The organism is Bartonella quintana, assembly GCF_009936175.1.
In the GTDB taxonomy this organism is placed as follows: Bacteria; Pseudomonadota; Alphaproteobacteria; order Rhizobiales; family Rhizobiaceae; genus Bartonella; species Bartonella quintana.
Genome location: NZ_AP019773.1, coordinates 136,540 through 155,770, shown reverse-complemented (window position 1 = coordinate 155,770; position 19,231 = coordinate 136,540). Strand labels below are relative to the sequence as shown.

General features: G+C 39.5%; 17 protein-coding genes. 6 read left to right on the top strand and 11 right to left on the bottom strand.

The features are described from left to right. Positions 1-47: 47 nt before the first annotated feature. A complete protein-coding gene (gene fabI / locus MF1_RS00580; protein WP_011178948.1) occupies positions 48-866 on the top strand; it encodes an enoyl-ACP reductase FabI in 819 nt (272 codons plus the stop codon). Between the two features lie 286 nt (positions 867-1,152). Here fabI and gpsA read toward each other — a convergent pair whose 3' ends face one another. The 11 genes from gpsA to acnA form a co-directional block, all read right to left on the bottom strand. Next, a complete protein-coding gene (gene gpsA / locus MF1_RS00575) occupies positions 1,153-2,175 on the bottom strand; it encodes an NAD(P)H-dependent glycerol-3-phosphate dehydrogenase (RefSeq protein WP_014923660.1) in 1,023 nt (340 codons plus the stop codon). Between the two features lie 432 nt (positions 2,176-2,607). After that, positions 2,608-3,114 (bottom strand): cytochrome o ubiquinol oxidase subunit IV, encoded by a 507-nt coding sequence (gene cyoD, locus MF1_RS00570; RefSeq protein WP_161510229.1) that lies wholly within the window; start codon positions 3,112-3,114, stop codon positions 2,608-2,610. Beyond that, on the bottom strand, positions 3,114-3,779 hold the full coding sequence (locus MF1_RS00565) for a cytochrome (ubi)quinol oxidase subunit III (RefSeq protein ID WP_042995272.1): 666 nt from the start codon (positions 3,777-3,779) through the stop codon (positions 3,114-3,116). Before MF1_RS00565 ends, cyoD begins: the two co-directional genes overlap by 1 nt. After that, positions 3,776-5,794 (bottom strand): cytochrome o ubiquinol oxidase subunit I, encoded by a 2,019-nt coding sequence (gene cyoB, locus MF1_RS00560; RefSeq protein WP_014923657.1) that lies wholly within the window; start codon positions 5,792-5,794, stop codon positions 3,776-3,778. Before cyoB ends, MF1_RS00565 begins: the two co-directional genes overlap by 4 nt. A 73-nt stretch (positions 5,795-5,867) precedes the next feature. Further along, the gene (gene cyoA, locus MF1_RS00555; protein ID WP_014923656.1) at positions 5,868-6,839 is read right to left on the bottom strand and encodes a ubiquinol oxidase subunit II; all 972 of its coding nucleotides are present in this window, start codon (positions 6,837-6,839) and stop codon (positions 5,868-5,870) included. Positions 6,840-6,960: 121 nt separating this feature from the next. Then, positions 6,961-7,407, bottom strand: coding sequence for a type II 3-dehydroquinate dehydratase (gene aroQ / locus MF1_RS00550; RefSeq protein ID WP_014923655.1), 447 nt, complete (start codon positions 7,405-7,407; stop codon positions 6,961-6,963). Between the two features lie 52 nt (positions 7,408-7,459). Then, positions 7,460-8,593: a DNA replication/repair protein RecF gene (recF, locus tag MF1_RS00545; RefSeq protein WP_014923654.1), complete on the bottom strand. Its 1,134-nt coding sequence runs from the start codon at positions 8,591-8,593 to the stop codon at positions 7,460-7,462. A gap of 20 nt (positions 8,594-8,613) precedes the next feature. Further along, complete coding sequence (dnaN, locus tag MF1_RS00540; RefSeq protein ID WP_161510228.1) at positions 8,614-9,735, bottom strand: DNA polymerase III subunit beta; 1,122 nt, start codon at positions 9,733-9,735, stop codon at positions 8,614-8,616. 193 nt (positions 9,736-9,928) lie between these two features. Beyond that, positions 9,929-11,500, bottom strand: a complete 1,572-nt coding sequence (gene dnaA, locus MF1_RS00535; RefSeq protein ID WP_161510227.1) for a chromosomal replication initiator protein DnaA — start codon at positions 11,498-11,500, stop codon at positions 9,929-9,931. A gap of 696 nt (positions 11,501-12,196) precedes the next feature. Beyond that, on the bottom strand, positions 12,197-12,463 hold the full coding sequence (gene rpsT / locus MF1_RS00530; RefSeq protein ID WP_161510226.1) for a 30S ribosomal protein S20: 267 nt from the start codon (positions 12,461-12,463) through the stop codon (positions 12,197-12,199). A gap of 226 nt (positions 12,464-12,689) precedes the next feature. Beyond that, positions 12,690-15,377: an aconitate hydratase AcnA gene (gene acnA / locus MF1_RS00525; protein WP_161510225.1), complete on the bottom strand. Its 2,688-nt coding sequence runs from the start codon at positions 15,375-15,377 to the stop codon at positions 12,690-12,692. Positions 15,378-15,676: 299 nt separating this feature from the next. Here acnA and ccmA point away from each other — a divergent pair, with 299 nt between their 5' ends. The 5 genes from ccmA to MF1_RS00500 are packed head-to-tail and all read left to right on the top strand — an operon-like array spanning position 15,677 to position 18,648. Continuing rightward, on the top strand, positions 15,677-16,303 hold the full coding sequence (gene ccmA, locus MF1_RS00520) for a heme ABC exporter ATP-binding protein CcmA (RefSeq protein ID WP_161510224.1): 627 nt from the start codon (positions 15,677-15,679) through the stop codon (positions 16,301-16,303). After that, the gene (gene ccmB / locus MF1_RS00515) at positions 16,300-16,965 is read left to right on the top strand and encodes a heme exporter protein CcmB (RefSeq protein ID WP_014923648.1); all 666 of its coding nucleotides are present in this window, start codon (positions 16,300-16,302) and stop codon (positions 16,963-16,965) included. Before ccmA ends, ccmB begins: the two co-directional genes overlap by 4 nt. Positions 16,966-17,010: 45 nt before the next feature. Next, complete coding sequence (locus MF1_RS00510) at positions 17,011-17,790, top strand: heme ABC transporter permease (protein ID WP_042995537.1); 780 nt, start codon at positions 17,011-17,013, stop codon at positions 17,788-17,790. Further along, positions 17,778-18,029, top strand: a complete 252-nt coding sequence (locus MF1_RS06700) for a heme exporter protein CcmD (protein ID WP_042995268.1) — start codon at positions 17,778-17,780, stop codon at positions 18,027-18,029. Before MF1_RS00510 ends, MF1_RS06700 begins: the two co-directional genes overlap by 13 nt. Continuing rightward, positions 18,004-18,648 carry a DsbE family thiol:disulfide interchange protein gene (locus tag MF1_RS00500; protein ID WP_161510223.1) on the top strand — a complete coding sequence of 215 codons (645 nt, stop codon included), beginning with the start codon at positions 18,004-18,006 and terminating at the stop codon, positions 18,646-18,648. The genes MF1_RS06700 and MF1_RS00500 overlap by 26 nt, the downstream gene beginning before the upstream one ends. The last annotated feature ends 583 nt before the right edge of the window (positions 18,649-19,231 follow it).

The window sequence follows — 19,231 nt, the reverse complement described above, 5'->3', positions numbered from 1 at the left end:
TAGGAATTCTTAGCTGATTTAAAAAGCACGGTCTTACGGAGAATAATATGAAAGGTTTGATGGAGAGCAAACGTGGCCTTATTATGGGGGTTGCAAATGATCACTCAATTGCTTGGGGCATAGCGTGTCAACTTGCAAAAGCAGGAGCTGAATTAGCATTTACCTATCAAGGAGATGCTTTCGGGAAACGTGTTCAACCACTAGCCGAAAAAATCGGTTGTAAATTAGTGCTTGAATGTGATGTTGAAAAAATTGAAAATGTTGATCGTGTCTTTGAACATCTTGAAAAAGAATGGAAAACAATAGATTTTGTTGTTCACGCCATTGGTTTTTCAGACAAGTCTCAACTAAAAGGGCGTTACGTTGATGTTACAACACGTGAAAACTTTAAGCGCACAATGGTCATTTCAGCTTATTCCTTTACTGAAATTGCTCAGCGTGCTGGTAAGCTTATGCCTAATGGGGGTACGCTTTTAACACTCACCTATGGTGCTTCACAGCAAGTTGTACCTAATTACAATATCATGGGTGTCGCTAAAGCTGCCTTAGAGGCTATGGTGCGCTACTTAGCGGCCGACTTTGGCCCCCACAATATCCGTGTCAATGCAATCTCAGCTGGTCCTATTAGGACCTTAGCTGGCAATGGCATTGCAGCTGCACGAGCAATTTTTTCGTATCAACGCCGAAATGCGCCCCTGCGCCGTAACGTAAACATTAACGAAATCGGAAAATCTGCTCTTTACCTGCTTTCTGATTTATCTTCAGGCGTTACTGGTGAAATTCATTATGTTGATTCAGGTTATAATATTATGTCTATGCCGACGCTGGAAGAATTAAAACAAAGTGAAGAAGCTCAGGGAGAATAATTACCCATAATCCTTTTAAAATAGAAAAAGCAATTTATATACCATTTTAGAATGGTATATTTGTACTTTCTCTGACGTAAATGATACGTATAATGAGAAGAGATAAATTGTTTTCAAAGATATTACTTAGACAATAATCAAAATTTTCATGTTTAAGTCATATTGCATAAAAAACTGGCTCATATAAGCTTTCAATTTGCTAAAACTTACCGTATTGTCCAATGATTAATACAATCTATTCTGTTCCTGCTGTATTATTGACATATCTCTCATGGATTTGAATAATTTAAAAGCATACTTTATCATGTATCTCATCTTTGAGTGTACGGCTCAGTAATGTATTAGCCGCTTCAATTACACTTTTACCACTATAGAGAACGTGATAAATTTGCTCTGTAATTGGCATTTCCACCCCGATACGTCGTGCTAACATACGTACTTCTTTGGTATTTAAATACCCTTCAACAATCTGACCAATCTGTTTTTCTGCTTCTTCTATATCCATTCCTTGGCCAAGCAGAATTCCAAAACGACGGTTGCGTGACTGGTTATCAGTACAGGTCAAAACCAGATCACCTAAACCTGTCATTCCCATAAATGTGGAAAGCTCCGCGCCCATAGCAATGCCTAAACGACTAATTTCAGCTAATCCTCGTGTAATAAGAGCTATTCTAGCATTTGCTCCAAATCCCATACCATCTGATATTCCTGCACCAATAGCAATGACATTTTTAATTACTCCACCTAACTGAACACCGATCATATCGGGGTTTTTATAAACTCTAAAACTTTTATCACAATGGAAAAGTTGCTGTAGTTCTTCACTAAATTCAGCATCAGAAGCTGCTACCGTAATTGCAGTAGGCAAGCCGATAGCAAGTTCTTTAGCAAAAGTTGGTCCAGAAAAGACAGCTAAAGGGATTTTATCACCTAGAATCTCGCGAGCAACTTCTTGTAGAAGGCGCCCCGTACCATGTTCTAAGCCTTTCGTTGCCCAAATAATGCGTGAATGTTGATTCAAATAAGGTTGAATATTGTATAATACCTGATGAAATACATGGCTTGGAACAGCAATTAATATATTACGACTTGCTGTTATTGCAGTCTCAAGCGAAGCCTCAGGCGATAGATTATCAGGAAACTGAACATCAGGTAAAAATGCTTGATTGCAACGATGTATCTGTAATTCTCTAACATGTTGAGGATTATATCCCCACAATAAAACATGATGGCCGTTACGAGCAAAGGCAATGGCTAATGCAGTGCCATAAGAACCAGCACCAATAACTGTCATCGAAACCGCATTCATGAAGTTTCCTAATGATTTTTCAAATCTTTGTTTTTAATTGGATACTATTGTTGCAAAAACTCTTCACCTGAAAGATTTTTCATATCAATTAACTAGATATAAATATTACCTCTTCGTGATTTTACTTTAACACACAATGAACGAGCTTCTAAAAATCCTCATGCTCTCTGTGTTAAATTGTGATAAATACTATTGCTTGCGCACTTATAAAATAACCGTTTTCTTGGAACAAAATAAGATTTCACTAAACCATCTATAGATTCCTTTGTTTAAAATAAAAATATACTCCAAATTGTAATGACAAAACCCCTAATGACTATTCCACCAGCCCACGTACACGCACCTGCTTTACAAAAGCTTACACACTTAGCGATTGCGGTACGGGCATTTCTGCCCGACAATTAATTGATGAAAATCTGCATACCTAGAAACTTACTCCACCAGCGTTTCAGAGTTAGGTGCAAGTTCTATGGGGGTTTGCATACCTGGTACTTGCCCCACAGGCATTTCAGAACCGGGCGCAGATTCCACAGGAACTCGCATACTTGGCAGTTTCTGCACAGGTATGTTTTCGCCCGATAACTGTTTTTCTGGCTCAATAACACGTCCTGAACTACCCATCATATTATAATTCAAATGGGAAATAGCCCACCAAGTACCCCCAATAATAACAAAAACGCAGATAGCTGCAAACCACAGGGCACTTAAATTCCATTTGGCATCGGGACCAGCATTTAAATGCAAAAAGAAAACAATCTGCACTATAATCTGAATAATGGCCATCCCAATAAGATATGCAACCTTCGTGCTAATTGCCCAACTTTCCATCATTCCATACATCACAGGAATAAAAGAACCCAAAGTGAAAAAGACAGCTAGAATAAAGCCAACAAAATAGGAACCAGTACTAGGAATATGTGTTTCGTTATGCATGCTCATTACAATGCTCCTAATAGATAAACCATAGTGAAAACACCAACCCACACAATATCAAGCAAATGCCAGAAAATCGAAAGGCATGCCAAACGTGTTTTATTATCCTGATCCAAACCACGACGACGAAGATGAAAAAACATCACGATCATCCAGAGAAGACCAACACTTACATGAAGACCATGGGTACCAACCAAAGCAAAAAATGCTGACCAATAAGCAGATAAAACCTCTCGTCCAAAAAGCTTTAAACCTTTCGCAGGATCAATACCAGCATAAGCACCAGGATCGTAATAGAATACTTCATTCAAAAGTTCATGGAATTCGTAAATTTCCATTCCAATAAAACAAAATCCAAGCACAAAAGTAACAGTCATCCATAAACGCACACCACTGATATTACCTTTATGCGCTTGAACCATTACAAACCCATAAGTGATTGATGAAAGCAATAAGATAGCGGTTTCAACTAAAACAAAGTTTAAATCAATAAACTCATTGCCAGGTTTTCCCCCACCATAAGAAGCAGAAAAAACAGCAAAACTTGAAAAAAGTGTTGAGAACAGGATCAAATCCGAAAGTATATAAACCCAAAAACCAAATATCATGATTGAGCTACTGTCGTAATGATGCTCATCAATGTGAGTCTTATTCATTGTCGTTGCACTCATACTGTTACTCCTTGCTTTTTCAGAACAGCTGTAAAAGCATCCTCAGTTTTTTGTACTTCTTCAGCTGGAATGTAGTAACCATGGTGATCACCCATTAATGAATGACACAATATCGTGGCAATAAAACCAATCAATCCAATCGCAACAAGCCACCAAATATGCCAAACAAGTGCAAAACCAACAGCTAACGAAAAGAACCCCGCAATAATTCCAGCTGATGTATTTGACGGCATATGGATTTTTGAAAATCCACTTGTCGGACGCTGATAACCATTCTTCTTCATATTCCAATAAGCATCGTCAGATTGAATCTTTGGAATCATTGCAAAATTGTAAGAAGGAGGCGGTGAAGAGGTTGACCACTCAAGCGTACGTGCATCACCCCAAGAGTCATTTAATGTTACCGGTAAGCGTCCTTTATGCTTGATACCATACCAAATCGCTAAAACAATTTGCAGTCCAAAACAAAGGATACCAAGCAAGATAATAAAAGCACCCAGTGCAGCAATCATAAACATCGGCTGCCAACTAGGTTCCATGTAATGTTGGAGACGACGTGTTGCACCCATTAAACCAAGTGCATAGACTGGAAAAAAAGCAAGGTAAAAACCAATGAACCAACACCAAAAAGATGCAATACCTAGGGCCCGATTCGGTTTATAACCAAAAACTTTTGGAAACCAAAAAGCAAGCCCAGCTAAATAGGCAAAAATGACACCCCCAATAATTGTGTGGTGGAAATGGGCTACCAAAAAGAGCGAATTATGAAACTGCCAATCAGCAGGCACAATAGACATCAAAACACCCGTCAACCCACCACCAACGAATGTAAAGATCATCCCTATGCACCAAAGCATTGGAGGTTCAAAGCGAATCCGACCTTTATACATGGTCAACAACCAATTAAAGACTTTAACACCTGTTGGAACCGCAATAATCATTGTTGCAATACCAAAGAAGGTATTTACAGCTTCACCCCCACCCATTGTAAAGAAATGATGTCCCCAAACAAGAAGCGAAAGAATCAAAATAACCAGCATTGCCCATACCATTGAAGTATAACCAAAGAGGCGTTTTGAAGAGAAAGTTGACACAACCTCAGAAACAATCCCAAAAGCAGGAACAACTAAAACATAAACCTCAGGATGACCAAAAATCCAAACATAGTTAATCCATACCATTGGATTTCCGCCAGCAGCATTGGTAAAGAAATTCATACCTAAATAACGATCACATGCCAATAATGCGAAAGCGACAGCTAAAACAGGATAAATAACTAAAATAAGAACATTACTGACAAAAGCACTCCAACAAAAGACAGGCATTCTCATCATTGTCATCCCAGGAGCACGCATTTTAATGATAGTCGCAACAAAATTGATTGCCCCCATCGTCGTCGCAATACCAGAAAGCTGAAGTGACCATAAATAATAATCTACCCCTGTATCCGGACTATTTTGCAATTCTGAAAAAGGAGGATACATCAACCAACCACCACGACCAAAATTACCAATGCCAAGTGATACATTAATTAATATTGCTGCCGCAGCTGTAATCCAAAATCCTAAATTATTCGCAAATGGGAATGCAACATCACGCGCACCAATCTGAAGCGGTATAAGATAATTGAAAAGACCAAATAAAATCGGCGTAGCCATAAAAAAAATCATAATGACGCCATGGGCAGAAAAGATTTGATCAAAATGCTCAGGGGGTAAATACCCTGCTGTTTCACTCCCAAGCGCCAAAGCCTGATGTGTTCGCATCATAATAGCGTCAGCAAAACCACGAACCAGCATGATAATGCCAAGTACGACATACATAATACCAATGCGTTTATGGTCAACTGTTGTAATCCAATTTCGCCATAGAACTCCCCACCATCCAAGAACTGTCAAAGCAATAACAGCAATTAAACCACCCACAAAAATCGCAATACATGTGTATAAAACAATCGGTTCATGTGCAAGTGCATGAAAAGCACCAGCCGTAGGATCTGTAAGTCTTCCAAACATTTCTCAACCCGTATCAGATAAATTTCACTTTAAAGAACCCTCTTTTTCAAAGGGCTCTTTTTCTATTAATATTTTAAATAACACCAGGATCAAAAACAGAACAAAGTGCACCCCAAAGTGTCTGAGCAGCAGCACGCTTCATTAAATCTTCATTACATACTGTATTTTCATCGACACATCGGTTGACAATCCGGTAGTAAAGCCCCTTCTCAACAGGGGCAAAATAACGTATTTCAGCATCCTTTTCCTTCGCAGCAATATCACCCATACGAGGCGCAGTGGAAAGCTGACGATAAGATACACGATCAAGGACTTGACCACTCGCACGAGCTTTAGCAACCCAATCGTCAAAATCCCGAGAAGATACAGAATGCCATTTAAATCGCATACCTGCAAAACCATCACCGCTGTAATTTGCTGAGCTTCCTTTAAATATTCCTTGCTTATCAGCCACTAAATGCAATTTAGCATTCATCTGCGGCATAGCGTAAAGAACTGTGCCCAGTTTTGGTACCCAAAAAGCATTAACAGAACTCTCTGACGTCAACTGTAACAAAACTTGACGACCTTCAGGTGCATAAATTTCATTAATTGATGCAATATTGTACTCCGGATAAATAAAGAGCCATTTCCAATCGAGAGCCACAATATCGACTTGCAACGGCTTCTCTTCACCAACAATTTCCACCGGAAGTGGATTTGCTGGTTCAAGTTTATAGGTATAATAGGCCGTCAATGCACCTAAAACCGTTACGATAAGAATTGGAATACCCCACATAAATGCTTCAATTTTATTTGAATGCCCCCAATCAGGTAAATAATCTTCTGCTACGTTCGACGCACGATACTTAAAAGCCAAAAGCACTACACTTACCATCACCGGAATTACAACACAAAGCATAACAAACACACAAACAGCAATCAAAATAAGCTGTTGACGTGCAACATATCCGGATGGCTGAAGAACATCAACTTTACAACCAGATAGAAGCAGTGCACCCCCTAAAACTGCAAAGATTTCTAATTGTCTAACAAAGCTTCTCATCTTAACCTGCCGCCGTTATACGCACTGGAAGTTGCAAAAAATACAACGGTGATATCTTACTCATCAAGAAATAATTATCAAGTAAATTCAATGCCCATACTGCTCTTATCCAACATTGCTTTTAACAATTATAATTAAATCGTTGAGCAATATATTCAAGCGCAAGCCAATATCCTTTACTCCCACAGCCAGAAATAACTGCATCCACACCCGCAGACGTATAAGAATGGTGACGAAAAGCTTCACGGTGATAAACATTAGACAAATGAACTTCTATTTTTAGCCCCGAAAACATCTTTAATGCATCAAGAATTGCAATAGATGTATGGCTATAAGCAGCAGGATTAATGATTAATCCCGCACTCACGCCAATCGCTTCCTGTATCCACTCTACCAATTGCCCCTCATAGTTGCTTTGATGAAAGTGCACTATTATGCCAAGCCTCGTTGCACATTTTTTGCAAAATTGTTCAATATCTTCTAAGGTTTCAGTGCCATAAATTTCTGGTTCACGTTTACCAAGAAAATTTAAATTAGGACCATTTAAAACCGTTATAATCTTAGACATAATCGCCTCTTCTTTTCGATCATCAGCTTATAAAAAACTTTTAGCATATTTTTTATGGCAACAAAGTTCCATCTTTAATCTCAAAAAACTCTGCTCGCCCTTTCAAAGCGTCAAATAAAATGGGATCTGTTCCGGTCATAAATGTTTGTCCACCTAAATCATCAAGAAGATCAAACAAAGCAGCACGCCGATGAGAATCAAGATGAGCAACTATTTCATCAAGAAGGAGAATAGGTGCCCTCTCCGACATTATACTTGTTAAACGCGCATGACACAAAACCAAACCTGTCACCAAAGCTTTCTGCTCACCTGTCGAACAAGATGCTGCCGCCATATTTTTATCAGCATAAAAAATCTGCAAATCTGTGCGATGTGGTCCTTCTAATGTCCGCCCAGCAGCACGATCTATCGCGCGGTTATTCTGCAATCGATCACAAAATTGCTCTTCAACCTCAATCGCTGATGCCTTACTAAGAGCTGTTTCTAAAAAACCATCAACTTGCAAAAAAGCGCGTGGGAAAGGTGTATGAACTGGCGCTTGTGCAAACATGCCATTTAAAAGCCGAATAATATCAATACGCGCTGCAGCAATAGCTGTTGCCAATTCTGCCATCTGCTTTTCTAAAGCATCAAACCAAGCACGATCTTCACTTCCATCCGAAAATAAACGATTACGAGCGCGCATAGCCCTATCATAATCCATTATACGACGGCCATGAAAAGGATCAATAGCCAAAACCATACGATCTAAAAAGCGGCGACGCTCAAGCGAAGAACCTGTAAAAAGCCCATCCATAGAAGGAGTTAGGACACTCATATGACAGTAATCTGTTAGGCAATCACCTGTCTTATTCACACCATTAATATGTACTTTTCGGCTGTTATCGTCAATGTCCCAAGCCGTACCAATATCTACTTCACCATAAAGAGCACATTGAAGGCGCGCAAACACAACAAATCCTGTATTTCCACTATCTGCAAAGCTGACATCAGAATAAGCCGCCCGCCGTAAACCACGACCAGGAGAAAGAAAAGACAATGCTTCTAAAAGATTTGTCTTACCAGCACCGTTATGTCCAGTAAAGACTACATGCTGACCCGAAAAATGAATATTAAAAGAAGAATAATTGCGATAACGCACAAGCCTTAGCTGCCTCACTGTCACTTTGTGCACATGGCCAGCCATGCATTGCAAAACAATCGTCCCTAAACGCGGATGGGCATCAGCACGTAAAGCGCATCCGCGTCATCATTATCACGAATCAGAGCTGGGGCTCCGGCTTCGGCCAGCATAAAAACCATCTCATCGCCCGAAAGTTGTCCAGCAATATCCAAAAGATAACGTGAATTAAACCCTATCTCGAGTGGATCAGATGTGTAAGTAGCTGCTAATTGATCTTCTGCACTCCCCGAGTCAGGGTTATGAACAACAAGCTTTAATTGTCCCTGCTCAATCGTTAACTTCACTGCACGCCCGCGATCACTTGAAATTGTAGAAACACGATCAACGGCAGAAGAAAAATTCTGCTTGTTGACGATTAATTTTTTATCATTTCCAAGAGGGATAACACGTTGGTATTCTGGGAATGTTCCATCGATTAACTTAGATGTAAAAACCACAGAACCTACAGAAAAACGAATTTTTGTTTCTGAAAGCTCTACACACACATTATCATTAATTTCTTCAGAAAGAAGCTTTTGCAACTCTCCTACAGCTTTACGGGGAATAATGATACCAGGCATGTCTTTAACCCCCGAAGGCGCTTCCATATCAACTTGCGCCAAACGATGACCATCAGTAGCAACTAAACGCAGCTTTAGAACACCATCATCAACGACATGAAAATAAATACCATTAAGATAATAACGAGTCTCTTCAGTAGAAATAGCGAATTGCGTACAATCAAGCAAATGCTTCAAGCTTGATGCCGATAAAGAAAAACGGTAACCAAATTGACCTGGAAGCGACTCTGGAAAATCTACTTTGGGAAGACACTGAAGCTGAAAATGTGCACAACCAGAAACAACAGACATCGTACTCGCCTGATTCATATCAACTGATAATACAATCTCACTCCCATCAAGAAGTTTACGAACTATGTCATACAGCAAATGTGCTGGAACAGTTATTGCTCCCGCTTGTTTTACATTGGCCATAAAAGATTCTGTAACCTCTAAATCAAGGTCTGTTGCTTTTAATTGCACACCGTTCTTGTCTGCATCAATCAACACATTCGACAAAATAGGAACAGTATTACGACGCTCAACCACACGGTGAACACGACCAAGAGACTTGAGAAGTTGATTGCGATCAACTGTAACGTGCATAAAAATCCCCATTATAATTTACCAAGAATTATAGGAATTCTCTAGATTGAAAACAACACGATCCCCTTGAAAGAATCACCCGCTGAATTTTACTCAACCTCTTTTAAAATAGCAAGTGACTCCTGTATAAGCAAAAACCATCTTTATTAATTCCTCTGCAAGATTTTCGATAACAGTGGGAAAATTATAAATGCTATGCAGCTTGCTCTCCAATCAACCGCTTAAGCAATTCAAGCTCTTTGGCTAATGTCTGATCATCACAAACCAAATCTTCAATTTTACGGACAGCATGTAAAACTGTCGTATGATCACGCCCTCCAAAACGACGCCCAATTTCTGGCAACGAACGAGGTGTCAACATTTTCGCCAAATACATCGCAACTTGTCGCGGCTTCACGACTGTACGCGTCCGACGATTAGACAATAAATCTTGCTTAGAAACATTATAATGGCGCGCAACTGCGCGCTGAATTTCTTCAATCCGAATACGCTTCGATTCACCTGAACGTGTCAAATGACCCAACAATTCATCAATCCGTTCTAAAGATAAATCAGATTCAAAAGACTGACGGAACAACAATTGATTAAATGCTCCTTCAATATCACGCCCTGAACCCAAAATCGTTTTAGCAATATACTGCAAAACCTCATCAGAAATTACAACCATGTTATCATCTTGTTGCGCCACTTTTAAACGTTGGCGTAACATTTTCAAACGCATTTCATAATCTGGTACTTCAATTTCAAGAGCAACCCCTCCCTGAAGTCGAGACCGAACGCGAAGATCAAGTGATTCTAATTCTGCTGGCGGACGATCTGCAGCAACAACAACTTGTTTCGCACTATCAAGCAACATGTTGAGCAAATGACAAAATTCGTTCTGTATCGATTTTCCTTGCAAAAATTGCATATCATCAATAATCAAAAGATCAATATCACGAAGCTGTTCTTTAAAAGAAAGAGCAGCATTATCACGAATAGCTGTCGCAAAACGCCACATAAAATATTCAGCAGTTAAATAAATAACCCGTGCAGGCATTAAACGCTTTAGTGCAGCAGCTGCAACAGCTTGAAGCAAATGGGTTTTTCCTAAACCAACAGAGGCGTGAATAAAAAGAGGATTAAAGCGCAAAGCACTTTTATGTCCCTCTGCAATCGAACGCGCTGCAGCTAATGCAACACGGTTAGAAGAACCCTCAACAAAACTTTCAAAAGTATAACGAGAATCAAGTGGAGAACCAAAAACTCCTGCTTCAATATCCTTTACTGAAGGCTCTGTATAACTCTCAACAAAAGAGGAAGCTGTCTGCCCTTCCAGAACAACAGGAGCTGCACTCGTTCTACAGACTACGCCTTTTGAAACGCGCTTCATACCACGAACAATGACTTCAACCCGAAGAATCGCTGAATTCTCTTGTTTCCATAAATTGGTCAAAAGAGAACCATAGTGATTATTAATCCATGAACGCAAAAATGCTGTAGGAACAGAAAGCTTTACAAGATTACGGCTATATTCAGCAAGCTTCAAACGACCAAACCAACTGGTATAAGCCTCGATACCAACCTGTGCCTTTAACTGCGCCATCACACGCGCGAAAGTCGCTGCACCTTCTTCTTCTGAAATAACTGGATGCTCTATAGAAGCATTTTCAACAACTGGCCCACCTATATTCGTCATCTTACTTTTTATTATTTTCTCTGCCGACAGGATATCCACCGAAACCCTTTTAAAGGAACTAGCTTTAGAGTTCAATTTATCCACCATCTTTCATCCCGATAAAAACAAAAACTTTGTCTCGCCAAACAGCTAAAAATCAACTTAGCAAAGGCAAAACGCCCTACCCCAATAAGATTATTCATCCTCCCCCAGGATAACCTCATCACAACCCCACCAACAAAGATGACTAAGATTTACTTGCACTTATGATATGATCCATTTTTCTAAAATGAAAAACACACCATTCAAGAAAACTAAAAAATCCGTCAGAAAACCTATCCAACATGAGAGCCCATAACAGCCTAAACTAAAGCACCTTACACTCAACAACACAGGATAACTCTCTCTGATCTGAACCCTGTATTTTTTTAGTTTCTACAAGAACCATACAAAACAGCAGAGGTAAAATGCAAGAGGTCAAAATAAAATCAAAATCTCCTAAAAAACCGCTATAAACCTGCTGATATAAACGAGGAATGAGAAAAATAATTGATTCAATTTACTTTTTTTTTCTAAATTTACCAATAATTAAAGAATCTCTTCAGACTAAAAAAAAAAAATAAAAAAGCTTGACAAAAAAGACTCTGCAAAAATCCACAAAGACTGTGGATAACCATATAATTTCTACAAATCTTCTCTAGCTTTTCTGGGAAAGAATCATTGCATTTCTCTGCCTTAAAAAGAAAGCAAAAAAGCCAGCACCTGTAGAGGTGCTGGCCTAAATTTTAAAAAAATGGAAAAAGCCTAAATGCTAAGGGCCTTCAAACGTTTTGCTAAACGTGATACTTTTCTTGCTGCAGTATTTTTATGAAAAACCCCTTTGGAAACCGCACGCATAATCTCAGGTTCAAAATTCTTAAATGCTACTTCCGCCGATGCCTTATCACCACCAGCCAAAGCATCATAAAACTTACGCATGAAGGCACGAACGCGCGAACGGCGAGCCCGATTAATCTGCGTACGGGCAGCAACCTTGCGCACCGCTTTTTGAGCCGAAGGTGTATTCGCCATAAATATATCTCTCTTTCAACTCACCAGTAGGAATAGCACAAGTAATACCCCTACAGATATAAATGAATCTAAACCAAATTATAAATTTGCTGATAACTGCATATCTTATAGCGCAATCCTAAGGCCAACGTCAATCGAATTCTCAAATATGGGCATAAAAAACAAACACCAACTCCTTGACACCAAACTTAATAGTTTAAAGACACTCCTAAATAACCAAATACAATTAAACCGCCAGATTACGTAAAACATATGGTAAAATGCCACCGTGATGCAGATAATCCAACTCATCTTCAGTATCGACACGACATAATAATGGAATGGTTTTTACCGTTCCATCAGAAAAAGTAATCGTAGCTACAGTCTTCTGACGAGGTTTTAAGTTATGAATCTCTTCAATCGTTACCTCTTCATCTCCCTTTAAACCAAAAGATTGCCAGCTTGCACCCGCTTCAAACACAAAAGGAACAATTCCCATACCAACAAGATTAGAACGATGAATCCGCTCAAAAGACTGAGCAATAACCGCTTTTACACCAAGAAGATTGGTGCCTTTAGCTGCCCAATCACGAGACGACCCATTGCCATATTCAATACCGGCAAAAACAACCAGCGGAACACCTTCCCGTTTATATGCCATTGCTGCATCATAAATTGCTTGTTCTGTCGCTGAAGGATAATGAACTGTATAGCCTCCTTCACGACCATTTTCTCCTAGCATGAAGTTACGAATCCGGATATTGGCAAAAGTCCCACGCATCATAACTTCATGATTTCCACGACGCGTTCCATATTGGTTAAAATCAGCCACTTTAACACCATGATCAGCCAAATATTTTCCAGCAGGAGAATCAACTTTAATGGAACCAGCAGGAGAAATATGATCCGTTGTGATTTTATCACCAAACAAACCTAAAATCCGTGCGTTTTTAATGTCTGACAAGGCATTAGGAACCTTCCGTATATCACCGAAATAAGGTGGATTACGCACATATGTTGATTGCTTATCCCAGGAATAGGTAGCACCTGTAGGAACCTGAACTTTTTGCCAATTTTCATCTCCCTCAAAGACATCTGCATATTTTTCAGCAAAAATCTTACGCGTGACATTTTTTTCGATAAACTCCTGTATTTCTTTAGAAGTTGGCCAAATATCTCTCAAATAAACTGGCTGACCATCTGCACCTTCGCCAAGAGGTTCCTTGGTTAAATCCTTACGCACTGTTCCTGCTAGAGCATGCGCAACAACCAATGGTGGTGAAGCTAAATAATTCGCCTGTACATCAGGTGATACACGCCCTTCAAAATTACGATTTCCTGAAAGAACCGCAGCTGCAATTAAACCATTATCATTAATCGCTTTGGAAATAGCTGGGTACAAAGGACCAGAATTCCCAATACATGTCGTGCACCCAAACCCCACTAAGTTAAACCCTAATGCATCCAAATCTTTTTGGAGACCTGAATTGTGAAGGTAGGCTTCAACAACTTGTGAACCGGGCGCAAGAGAAGTCTTAACCCATGGTTTGCTTTTCAGACCTTTCGCCACAGCATTACGCGCCAAAAGACCTGCTGCAATAAGAACACTTGGATTTGATGTATTTGTACAGGAAGTAATTGCAGCAATCACCACATCGCCGTGCCCAAGCGTGTATTCCTCACCTTCGACATGATAACGGCCATCTTGGTCAAAAGTCTTCTTATAATCCTCAACCAACGCCTTCTCAAAACCCTGGCCAACACTTTCCAATGCAATACGTCCTTCAGGACGTTTAGGACCAGCCATAGAAGGCACAACGCTTCCCATATCTAATTCAATTATATCACTAAAAATGGGATCGGCTCCCATTTCATCATGCCACATCCCTTGTGCTTTGCAATAAGCTTCTACTAAAGCGATCCGATTTTCATCGCGCCCTGTCATGTTGAGATAACGCACTGTTTCCTTATCAATTGGAAAAAAACCACACGTTGCTCCATATTCAGGTGCCATATTCGCAATTGTCGCCCGATCAGCAAGCGTCATGTGCTCCAGGCCAGAACCAAAAAACTCAACAAATTTCCCTACAACACCCTTCTTGCGTAACATTTGTGTTACCATTAAAACTAAATCGGTAGCTGTCACACCTTCTTTAAGTTTACCTGTTAAACGGAAACCAATCACTTCAGGTAACAACATAGAAATGGGCTGACCTAACATTGCCGCTTCTGCTTCAATACCACCAACACCCCAGCCCAAAACACCCAGACCATTTACCATAGTCGTATGCGAATCAGTTCCTACACAGGTATCAGGATAAATCGTCTGATGTTTCTCCTCATCTTTTATCCACACACATTGTGCCAAATACTCTAGGTTAACCTGATGACAAATTCCTGTTCCTGGAGGAACAACGCGAAAATTTTGAAAAGCTTGCTGCCCCCATTTAAGGAAACGATAGCGTTCACTATTCCGTTCATATTCACGCTCAACATTTTCCTTAAAAGCCATAGGATTACCAAAATCATCAACGATAATTGAGTGGTCAATAATAAGGTCAACAGGGATGAGAGGGTTGATTTTTTCAGCGTTTCCTCCGAGTTTAATCATCGCGTCACGCATCGCAGAAAGGTCAACAACAGCAGGAACACCGGTAAAATCTTGCATGAGGACGCGTGCAGGGCGGTAGGCAATTTCTGCACCAGCACTTCCTTTGTCGCTTAGCCATTTCGCAACGTTTAAAATATCTTCTTTCTTAATCGTACGCCCATCTTCAAACCGTAATAAATTCTCGAGAATCACTTTCATCGAAAACGGCAAACGGGAAATACCCTGAAGTCCATTTTTCTCTGCTTCAATCAAGCTATAATAAGCATATCCCTTGCCACCAACATTTAAAGTTCTGCGACAATTAAAGCTATCAATTTGAGTCATGACTGTCCACCCTCATACTACAAACCTCTCAATTTCCTGGAATGAACAACACAAACCACGCACCAAAGTCGCAGCTTGAGCGCAGACGTAATCACCTCCGCCATCCATTTCCCCCTCTACCTTCCCATCAGCAAATTCGGAAATCAGCGCTAAAAACCATTCTACACCAGATATTGATGTAACACATTGCTTATAAAACTATTTCTAGAACTATTCTAGATACAATTGCGCAAAATAACGTGTTTTTTATCCTATAATGCAATAAAGATTATAGAAGTAAAGGCAAAATAGGCAATCATATGGTGTTATCGGGCAAAGATTTGGCAGCTCACAGAAAAGAAGAAATTCTTTTCCAAGGTCTTTCTTTTTGTTTATTCCCACACCAACTTATGACAATCACAGGTCCAAATGGAATCGGGAAATCTACCTTACTGCGAATCATTGTTGGTCTTTTTGAAGCTGCTGAAGGTCATGTAAGTCTTAAAGACCATGAACAAACATATCCTGTAGCAACTGCATGTCATTATCTTGGCCCCCAAAATGCTATGAAACCTTTCTTATCTGTTATCGATAATCTGCAATTTTGGTCAGCATTTTATGGACAATACCTACGCTCTCCACACGAAGCTCTTGCCGACATGGGTCTTTCTGATCTTGCCCCCCTACCTTTCAATGTTTTGTCAACCGGGCAAAAAAGATGTGTAGCCATTGCCCGCCTTTTGCTCTCCTATCGACCTATTTGGATTTTAGATGAACCTACATCAGGACTTGATAGCCATGCTCAAACTCTCCTTGCCAATCTTTTTCAGCGTCATCTAAACCAAGGCGGTATGATTATCGCTGCAACCCATAGTCCTTTTGGTATTCCAGAAAACCATAAGATCGCTTTGGAAAAATTTGTACCTTCCCAAGAGAAAAGAGAATGAAAGCACTGTTCTGGCGTGATCTTAAATTAATCTTAGTGCCACAAGCTTCCTCGTTAACAGGACTTTTGTTTTTCATCGCTGTTATTGTGATAACCCCCTTTGCCGTTGGACCAGATCCAAAAATTCTTGCACAAATCGGCCCAGGCATATTATGGTTTGGAGTCCTTCTCGCAGGACTCCTTAATCTGAATAAACTTTTCCAAACCGATTGTGATGATGGAAACCTCGACCAGTTCATCCTTTCTGGACAAAGACAGAGTTTTACATTGATTGTGTTTACCAAATGTCTTGCCCATTGGGTGGGAACTATGCTTCCCCTTATTTTTTCTACTCCTATTTTAGCAGTCATGCTTCATTTAGATGCCACAATAACTTTTACAACAATACTCACTCTCTTATGCGGAACACCTGCCATTATTTTTATTGGCGCTATAGGAGCAGCCCTTGCAACGTCATTGTTACACAGCACTCTTCTCATTTTCATCATCATCTTACCGTGGATTATTCCAATCATGATTTTTGGCGTTTCAGCTGCTACAGCCCCAATAAATCCAAATGTCTCTTTTCTTACTTCCTTGACTCTTCTTATTGCTTTTTCACTTCTTTTGAGCCTTTTTAGCTCTTTTGTTGCAGCTATAACACTCAAGTTTTTATCAGAATAGTAAAAGATGATTGCCGCAAAACTAAATTCTGCCTATTATAAATTCATGAATAAAACATCTCGTACATATAAAATGAGGTCACTCCCCGCAAGTTTAAATCATTTCATGAAAATAAGCAGTACCCTTTTGCCCTGGTTAACTTACATAACAGTGTGTTTTCTTATCTTAGGGCTTATTCTGATTACACATTCCCCTGAGGATTATCAACAAGGTATCGCTGTCAAGATTATGTACATTCATGTACCATTCGCGTGGTTATCTACGTTCTGTTATATCATAATGAGTATCGCTGCACTAGGAAGCCTGATTTGGAGGTATCATCTTGCTGATGTAGCACTCAAATGTGGTGCACCCATTGGAGCAATTTTTACAGCCTTAGCTTTGGTAACAGGAGCGCTTTGGGGACGCCCTACATGGGGAACATGGTGGGTATGGGATGCACGACTAACATCGGTCTTGATCTTGCTTTTTATCTACCTTGCCATTGTTATGCTTGCTCGTGCTTTTGATAACAAAGAAAAAGCTGCACGCGCTACAGCAATTCTCACACTGGTTGGATTGGTAAATATTCCCATTATCAAATTTTCCGTTAATTGGTGGAATACACTGCATCAATCAGCATCGCTTTTACGTTCAGGAGGCACAACAATCGACCGTGCTATGTTATGGCCCCTCATAACAATGATAGTTTGTTTCACCTTTCTGTTTATTTCGCTCTATTTGATGGCTATGCGAAACGAAATCAATGGTCGTCATATTCAAATACTTCAGATACAAGAAGCCCGTCGTGCACAACAACAAGACTCTTCATCATGCCCGAGTTAAACAGCATCCACAGTGGACTTTTAGGAAATCTGTCTCAGAAAATTGATTTTTTCCTTGGTACCCTTCACCACGAGCAAATTGTTGTTTTGAGTTACATGCTTTCTGCAATTTCCCTTCTGGGTCTTATTGGGCACATTGTTCGCAAAGCTATCCACCAAAAAAAAATCCTACAGCAGCTGAATGAAAAAGAACTGTTTCAGAAAGAAAAATATAATGAAAATTACCCCTCAAAAACCTAAAAAAAACATATCCTTATCTGTTCTTTTTGGTCTTTTTGGACCATTTGTGCTTTTTCTTCTTCTTATTATGCTTTTCTTCAACTTTACGGACAGCAAATACCCTAACGATACTTTTCTTCTTCCAAACGCATTAGCTGAAAAACCCGCCCCAAAAACCAATCTTCCCTTACTTAACAATGAAAACCATTTGGATCTAGAACAGTTTAAAGGGCGCATAATATTGGTCAATTTTTGGGGATCTTGGTGCTTACCTTGTCGTGAAGAACATCCTCTTCTTATGAAGATTACACAAGATCAACGTTTTGATCTTATTGGCATTAATTATAAAGATAACAAAGAGAATGCTCAACGCTTTCTGAATAATTTTGGTAATCCTTTTAAATTTATTGGCTTTGATGTTTCAGGGCATACGGCCATTAACTGGGGGGTCTATGGACCACCAGAAACTTTTCTTTTGAATAAAGAACACATCATTATTGCCAAATATGTTGGTCCCTTAACATGGCAAGTCTATCAGAAAGAAATCCTGCCAAAAATCGAAAAGATTATCACAACAGAAGAAATATTAAACGGTAATATATTGACTTATAAAGATAATTTATCTTTTTCCCTATATTGAATGAGAAAACACTAAAGACAGGAAGTTTTTCTCATTTCATCCTTCTCTTATGATGAATCATAAAAAAAATGTTGCTCGCGCATCATAAAAAGAAGCGATGTGTAAATAAAAAATATTTGAGAAAAGACTTAAATCTCACTTATGAACCTGCTTAATGCAAGAACAGGTGCAAGATTGGGAGTTGGTAAATAGAATGACGATGCTGGCTTGCACCTTCATAAGTATAAATGGAGGTGCCCTATGGGTCTTATATCATTTACGGACGAGAATTGGAAGCAAGGAGAGATGTCTCTTTTAAACAAATGCATGCAGTAAGAGCAAAATAGCATACTCTACTGGTCTTTGTGAGGAGAGAACCCATTAAAGAACAAAAACGTGAGATTCTGCACAATCTATTATTTAAAAGACATTGCTATAGATACTTTTGAAAGCTGTAAAGTTACCCTAAAAAGAGACAACGAAGATGAGCAATAATTTGCACTTTTACGGCGCATCATTCCGCACGCAACAGAATATTATCGGTCATTATAAGATCAAAACCACCATAAAAGGTAAAACTAAGCGTTATCATAAAAAAAACACG